This window comes from Brunnivagina elsteri CCALA 953 (assembly GCF_002289455.1).
Lineage (GTDB): Bacteria > Cyanobacteriota > Cyanobacteriia > Cyanobacteriales > Nostocaceae > Brunnivagina > Brunnivagina elsteri.
Genome location: NZ_NTFS01000386.1, coordinates 1 through 6,213, shown reverse-complemented (window position 1 = coordinate 6,213; position 6,213 = coordinate 1). Strand labels below are relative to the sequence as shown.

Here is a 6,213-nt window from a genome sequence, read left to right as displayed (position 1 = left end):
GTATATACTGAGGATAATTATTCTCTAGTGGTAGATATTTACGATTTTACCCTATTAATGGCTAAAGAATATCGTTCATAAATAGTGATATGACAGCAACATAGCTGTTGATTGGATGGTATGAAAATTGCCTTTATTGTTGAGAAATTCCCAGCTTTAACTGAAACGTTTATCCTCAATCAAGTGATTGGGTTGATTGAACTTGGACATGAGATTAATATCTATGCATATTACCCTGATGATACAAATAAACTGCATTCAGATGTGATTAAATATGGTTTGCTCAGTCATACACATTATATGGTAGAAGTGCCAGAAAATTATATATTCAGGGTATTACAGGCGATTTGGCTAATCATAATTAACTTGAAAAAAGCACCTTTGGCAGTGTTGCGATCGCTAAATTTTTTCAAGTATGGTAAACCTGCGATTTCACTGCGATTATTCTACTCAATTTTAGCATTCTTAGATTCCCAAACATATGACATAATCCACTGTCAATTTGGCATGTATGGGATTGAAGGAATGAGATTGCGGGAACTTGCTGCGATTAGAGGGAAATTAATAACTTGCTTTCGTGGATACGATATTAGTTGGTATATTAAGGAATTTGGAGACGATATTTACAAAGAGTTATTTACTAAAGGTGACTTTTTTCTAACTAATTGCAATTTTTTCCGTGAACGTGCGATTAAACTTGGTTGCGAAGCGAGTAAAATCATTGTACATGGTTCGGGAATAGATTGCGATCGCTTTGCTTTCAAAGCACGTTATATTTCATGCGATCGGCAAATAAGAATTGTGACAATTGGTCGTTTAATTGAAAAGAAAGGTATTGAATATAGTATTCGTGCTGTCGCAAAAATTTTAAAAGATTATCCCAATCTTGAATATAACATTATTGGCGAAGGCTATTTAAAAAAAGATTTTCAACAGCTTATAAATAAGTTTGATATAAAAGATAAAATTCATCTTTTAGGTTGGAAAAATCAGCAAGAAATCATTGAAACATTAGATAATTCACATATTTTTATTGCTCCTAGTGTAACAGCTATAAATGGCAATCAAGATGCTCCTGTAAATACATTAAAAGAAGCAATGGCAATGGGTTTACCAGTCATCGGAACCTACCACGGAGGAATACCCGAACTTGTCGAAGATGGGATTTCCGGCTTTTTAGTTCCAGAAAGAGATGCAAACGCAATTGCTAATAAAATTATTTATCTAATTGAACATCCAGAAATTTGGTTGTCTATGGGAAAAGCTGGAAGGAGTTATGTTGAAAAACACTACAATATACATCAATTGAATCAGGAATTAATAGAAGTATATAAACAAGTATCGGGAAATATAATTACACGAACTAGCAATCAAAAATCAGGAATTAAAGCTTAGAAACTACCAAAATATCTCTAACTTCTTAAAAAAGTCATAGTAAATATGAAACATTGCATCTCCAAACCACAAATATACGAAATAACCTATACATCTGAAAGCAGTCTGCGTCATCCTCTGAGATTGTTTCAGCAAATGTTACGAGATTTATTCGCTGCTCGTGAACTTGCATGGAGATTGATGGTACGTGATATAAACTCCCAATATCGTCAATCTTTATTAGGAATAACTTGGGCTTTTTTACCACCAATAATTATGGCAACAGGATTTACCTTTGCTAATCAAGCTAGTATCATTCAAGTAGGTAAAACTGATTTACCTTATCCTGCTTATGTGATGTTTAGTACTGCACTTTGGCAAACTTTTCTCGAATCATTAAATGCACCTTTAGAAGCATTAATACAAGCAAAACCTATACTTGCGAAAGTCAATTTTCCACGTGAAGCGTTGATATTAGCAAAATTAGGTGAAATTATTTTTAATTTTGGTATCAAAATAATTTTAATCATCGGATTATTTTTCTGCTTTCAAATATCCGTAAGTTGGACAGTTTTATTAGCTCCAGTTGCAATTTTACATTTAATTTTCCTGGGTTTATTTTTAGGTATTTTAATCGCACCATTTGGACTTTTATATCAAGATGTATCAAGAGGATTGAATCTGATTACAGGATTTTGGTTGTTTCTAACTCCTGTTGTTTATCAAGTTCCAAAAGCTGGAATATTTCGCACTTTAGTACAGCTAAATCCAGTTACACCTTTATTAGTAACAGCAAGGGAACTGACAACTAATGTTAAATTATCACAACCGACAGAATTTTGGGTTGTCAGTGCCATAACTTTTTTCGGATTAATTCTGACATGGATATTTTTTCGGATTGCAATGCCATTTGTTATTGAACGTATTAGTTCTTGATTTTCAATATAGTAATTCTCATATTTGTTAGGTACAAGAGCAAATAATTAACCGCAGATAAACGCAGATAAATACCTTTATTAAACTAGAAAATACCAATATCATTTTTATATTATATTTAAATTACTGTAAATAAAAAATAATCAAGAAAATAATAACAATGATTGTGCAAGAGAATACCACAGAAACAAATAAAAATAACATATTAATTTCAGTTAGAAACGTATCTAAAAAGTTTTGTCGTAACCTCAAACGTTCCTTGTTTTACGCTATTCAAGATATAGCTACTGAATTAATCGCCAAAAAGCGTAATAGTGAAAAATTGCGTAATCAAGAGTTTTGGGCATTAGATAACATTAGCTTTCAACTAAAAAAAGGCGAAGCAATTGGCTTAATCGGGGAAAATGGAGCCGGAAAAAGTACCTTACTACGTCTCATTAGTGGCTTAATTAAACCCGATACTGGTAGTATTCAAATACGCGGTAGAATAGCACCATTAATTGCATTGGGAGCAGGATTTAATCCAATTTTATCTGGACGTGAAAATATCTATGCAAATATGTCGATATTCGGATTATCAACAAGAGAAATAAATCAGAAAATAAACGATGTAATTGATTTTGCAGAAATAGAAGAAGCTATCGATGCTCCAGTACAAACCTATAGTTCGGGGATGGCAGCACGTTTAGGTTTTGCTTGTGCAGTCCACATCGAACCCGATATATTACTAATAGATGAAGTCTTAGCTGTTGGAGATATAAAATTTAGAATGAAGTGCTATAAAAAGCTAGCACAATTGCGAGAAAGAGGTACAGCTTTTATCTTAGTTGCCCATAACCCCCATGTGATTCTTAATGTATGTGAATCTTCAATTTATTTAGCAAAAGGTAAATTAATTACTTGTGGTAATACTGCTGATGTTATCCGTAGGTATGAAGATGACTTATGCATGGTTAACTCGCAAACATCTTCAGATATTATCCACTTACCCCCCAAAGCAAAATCGGAAAGCATGGGAGTTGATATTAGTTCTTTATGTTTCAAAGATAATCAAGGTAAGATAATCTCAGCACTATTTTGTAATCAACCTGCTAACCTTGCGATCGCATGTCTTGCGACTCAGAAAATAGAGAATGCCAATGTTGGGATATTAATCAATGCTTTATCTGGACAAGGTGAGCGTATACTCTATATTACCTCAACTAGTGATGATGAGTCTCTGCAAATACTTCCCGGTAAAGTCGAAATCCAAATGCAAATGCCGTACTGTTGTTTGCTACCTGGGTTGTATAACGCCAAAATATATATCAAACAAGGGGTAAAATCATTAGATATAGTCCAATCGTTTCGATTTTTAGTGAAGTCAGACAAAGTGATTAGTCAATCCCTATTTTATCAACCTCGCACGTGGAAAGTCATAAATCAGGAATTAGGAATGAAGAGTTAGGAATTAGGAGTTAGGAATTAGGAGTTGAGAATAATGAAGATGTAAAAAAAATATATTTTATCTATTTATTTTTATATAGTAGTTTTAAATCATTTGTGAAAACCAATATCCCCTACTTCTTGAATCAAGTCAGAGGTATGAGCAGTTGAGCAGTTTTTGTACAAATCTAATTTTCAAATCGAAATGACATGTATCTACCCAAATTAGTATCTATTATTATTCCTTGTTTCAATGCTAGCAGATGGTTATCAGAAGCCATAGATAGTTGCTTGCAACAAACATACTCTAATATTGAAATTATTATTATTGATGATGGTTCTACAGATAACTCTTGGGAAATCATCAAAAATTATAGCGATAAATATACCAATAAAATAAAATACCGCAGTATTTCCCATAGTGGAGGAAATCATGCTCGTAATCTTGCTATCTCACTATCAAATGGAGAATATATTCAATTTTTAGATGCAGATGATTATATTTTACCGGAAAAAATCGAGCGTCAAGTACAATTTTTAGAAACAACAGATGCAGATGTTGTTTACGGAGATTGGAGATATCAATATCATCGCGATAATGGAACAATTCAACTTGGTAAAATTGAGATTTCTGGAATACAAAGTGATATTTTAGAATCACTCTTAGCTACATGGTGGGTTGCCGTTGCCGCACTACTCTACAAACGTTCTTCAGTTGATAATAGTGATGGTTGGGATGAAAATTTACCTGCCGTACAAGATAGAGACTTCTTTCTTTCTGTTGTGATTAATGGTGCTAAAGTTAAATATCAATCTGGTTGTTATTCTATTTATCGAAGATATGGTGATGTTACCGTTTCAACCTGTTCTAAACCACGTTGGATAGCCTGCCATTGTTTAGTTTTAGAGAAAACAGAATCAAAATTATTAGATTTGCAAAGACTTTCAAATAATTATCGTCGGGCAATGGCTGCTTGTTATTTTGATTTGGCAAGAACTGCACTTTTTATTGATTATTCCCTATATTTAAAGTTAGTCGATGCAGCTTTAAACCGATTCCCCAATTTTGAAGGGAACAGTACCAAACGCTTCTACCATTTGGTTAGAACCATCATTGGCTTTAGACGCACAGAAAGAATTATTTGCCTGATTTTAATTACTAAAAATATTTTTCGCTCAGTATTGAACCTTTTTATTAATCAATTTGGTTATTTAGTTTGATATTTAATAAACTGGCTCACACAAATGATTTAAAATTGCTATATATTAGTAGAGTTACTAAACATTAGGATATATTCATGAATCGCTCGAAAATAGTAGCTGTTCTCACTGGTGCAATTTCGATTATTTTAGCAGTTGCATATCTAATTATTGTCCAAATTCTAGATTTTCGTGGTGAAATGAAACCAGCACCAATTAGCCAAATTAATCAGTCGATACTTGTTGCTGATATTCAATCCTCTCAATCTTTCTAAAAGAGAATAAAACAACATAAACTCGGTTTTTTATTTTGATAAAAGACCTATAGATAGTAAACCTGGTGATTAAGAAATGTCAATCATAGATTTATATCTATACATGTTGTTTGAGATAGTAATGATTGCCCATATAACTACATATAACTACATATAAGGACTTCTTAGAGTTATTATTATGTATTCTTCTAAATCTAGTAATTCCTTTTTGAGCCATATGACGGTAGTCTATAACTATCAAGATTAAGTGAATATAAAGTTTGCATAACTTGCAATATTGGGTGTCAGTGGTGAAGAGATTATTGATGACAGCCCTTGGTTAATGCTGCAAATCTAGAGGTAAATTGATGGTTCAGTACTTGCTTGACACCGTTTGGTTGGTGCCATGCTATGCCTTATTGGGTGGGCTTTTGGCGCTACCTTGGTCACCGGGAATTATACGTCGGACGGGACCAAGACCAGCTGGTTATGTTAACCTAATTATGACGTTTTCTTCACTTATCCATAGCGCGATCGCACTATCGGCAACTTGGGATAAACCAGCAAAAGAGATATTTATCCCTTGGCTTTCGACTGCTGGTTTAAATCTATCCATCGATATAGAAATATCTTCAGTTAATGTTACAGCGATGGTTGTAATTTGCGGTTTGAATTTACTAGCGCAGATTTATGCCATTGGTTATATGGAGATGGATTGGGGTTGGGGTCGTTTTTTCTCACTTCTAGGACTATTTGAAGGGGGATTATGCGCTTTAGCTTTATGTAATAACCTATTCTTCACCTATGTAATTCTCGAAGTATTGACCCTGGGAACCTACTTATTAGTAGGATTGTGGTTTAGTCAACCTTTAGTGGTGACAGGTGCCCGTGACGCATTTTTGACCAAACGGATAGGAGATTTGTTCTTGTTGATGGGGGTATTGGGTTTATTTCCCTTGGCAGGAACTTGGAATTATACTGATTTAGCAACATGGGCTGCAACAGCAAAAGTTGACCCCACAAT

At 33.7% G+C, this 6,213-nt stretch carries 6 protein-coding genes; all 6 read left to right on the top strand.

Annotated features, from left to right (window positions below; all coding sequences use genetic code 11):
* Positions 1-120: 120 nt before the first annotated feature.
* The gene (locus tag CK510_RS24520; protein ID WP_095724167.1) at positions 121-1,395 is read left to right on the top strand and encodes a glycosyltransferase; all 1,275 of its coding nucleotides are present in this window, start codon (positions 121-123) and stop codon (positions 1,393-1,395) included.
* 45 nt (positions 1,396-1,440) lie between these two features.
* A complete protein-coding gene (locus CK510_RS24515; protein WP_095724166.1) occupies positions 1,441-2,310 on the top strand; it encodes an ABC transporter permease in 870 nt (289 codons plus the stop codon).
* Between the two features lie 160 nt (positions 2,311-2,470).
* Positions 2,471-3,757 carry an ABC transporter ATP-binding protein gene (locus tag CK510_RS24510; protein WP_095724165.1) on the top strand — a complete coding sequence of 429 codons (1,287 nt, stop codon included), beginning with the start codon at positions 2,471-2,473 and terminating at the stop codon, positions 3,755-3,757.
* A 188-nt stretch (positions 3,758-3,945) separates the two neighbouring features.
* The gene (locus tag CK510_RS24505) at positions 3,946-4,956 is read left to right on the top strand and encodes a glycosyltransferase family 2 protein (protein WP_095724164.1); all 1,011 of its coding nucleotides are present in this window, start codon (positions 3,946-3,948) and stop codon (positions 4,954-4,956) included.
* Between the two features lie 77 nt (positions 4,957-5,033).
* Positions 5,034-5,210, top strand: coding sequence for a hypothetical protein (locus tag CK510_RS24500; RefSeq protein WP_095724163.1), 177 nt, complete (start codon positions 5,034-5,036; stop codon positions 5,208-5,210).
* A 347-nt stretch (positions 5,211-5,557) separates the two neighbouring features.
* Positions 5,558-6,213: proton-conducting transporter transmembrane domain-containing protein (locus CK510_RS24495; protein WP_281257081.1), on the top strand; the 656-nt coding region annotated here is incomplete at its 3' end.

Excerpts from the sequence above, each read along its gene's own strand:
- CK510_RS24500 (WP_095724163.1), top strand. The coding sequence starts at position 5,034 with ATGAATCGCTCGAAAATAGTAGCTGTTCTCACTGGTGCAATTTCGATT.
- CK510_RS24505 (WP_095724164.1), top strand. The coding sequence starts at position 3,946 with ATGTATCTACCCAAATTAGTATCTATTATTATTCCTTGTTTCAATGCT.
- CK510_RS24515 (WP_095724166.1), top strand. The coding sequence starts at position 1,441 with ATGAAACATTGCATCTCCAAACCACAAATATACGAAATAACCTATACA.
- CK510_RS24510 (WP_095724165.1), top strand. The coding sequence starts at position 2,471 with ATGATTGTGCAAGAGAATACCACAGAAACAAATAAAAATAACATATTA.
- CK510_RS24520 (WP_095724167.1), top strand. The coding sequence starts at position 121 with ATGAAAATTGCCTTTATTGTTGAGAAATTCCCAGCTTTAACTGAAACG.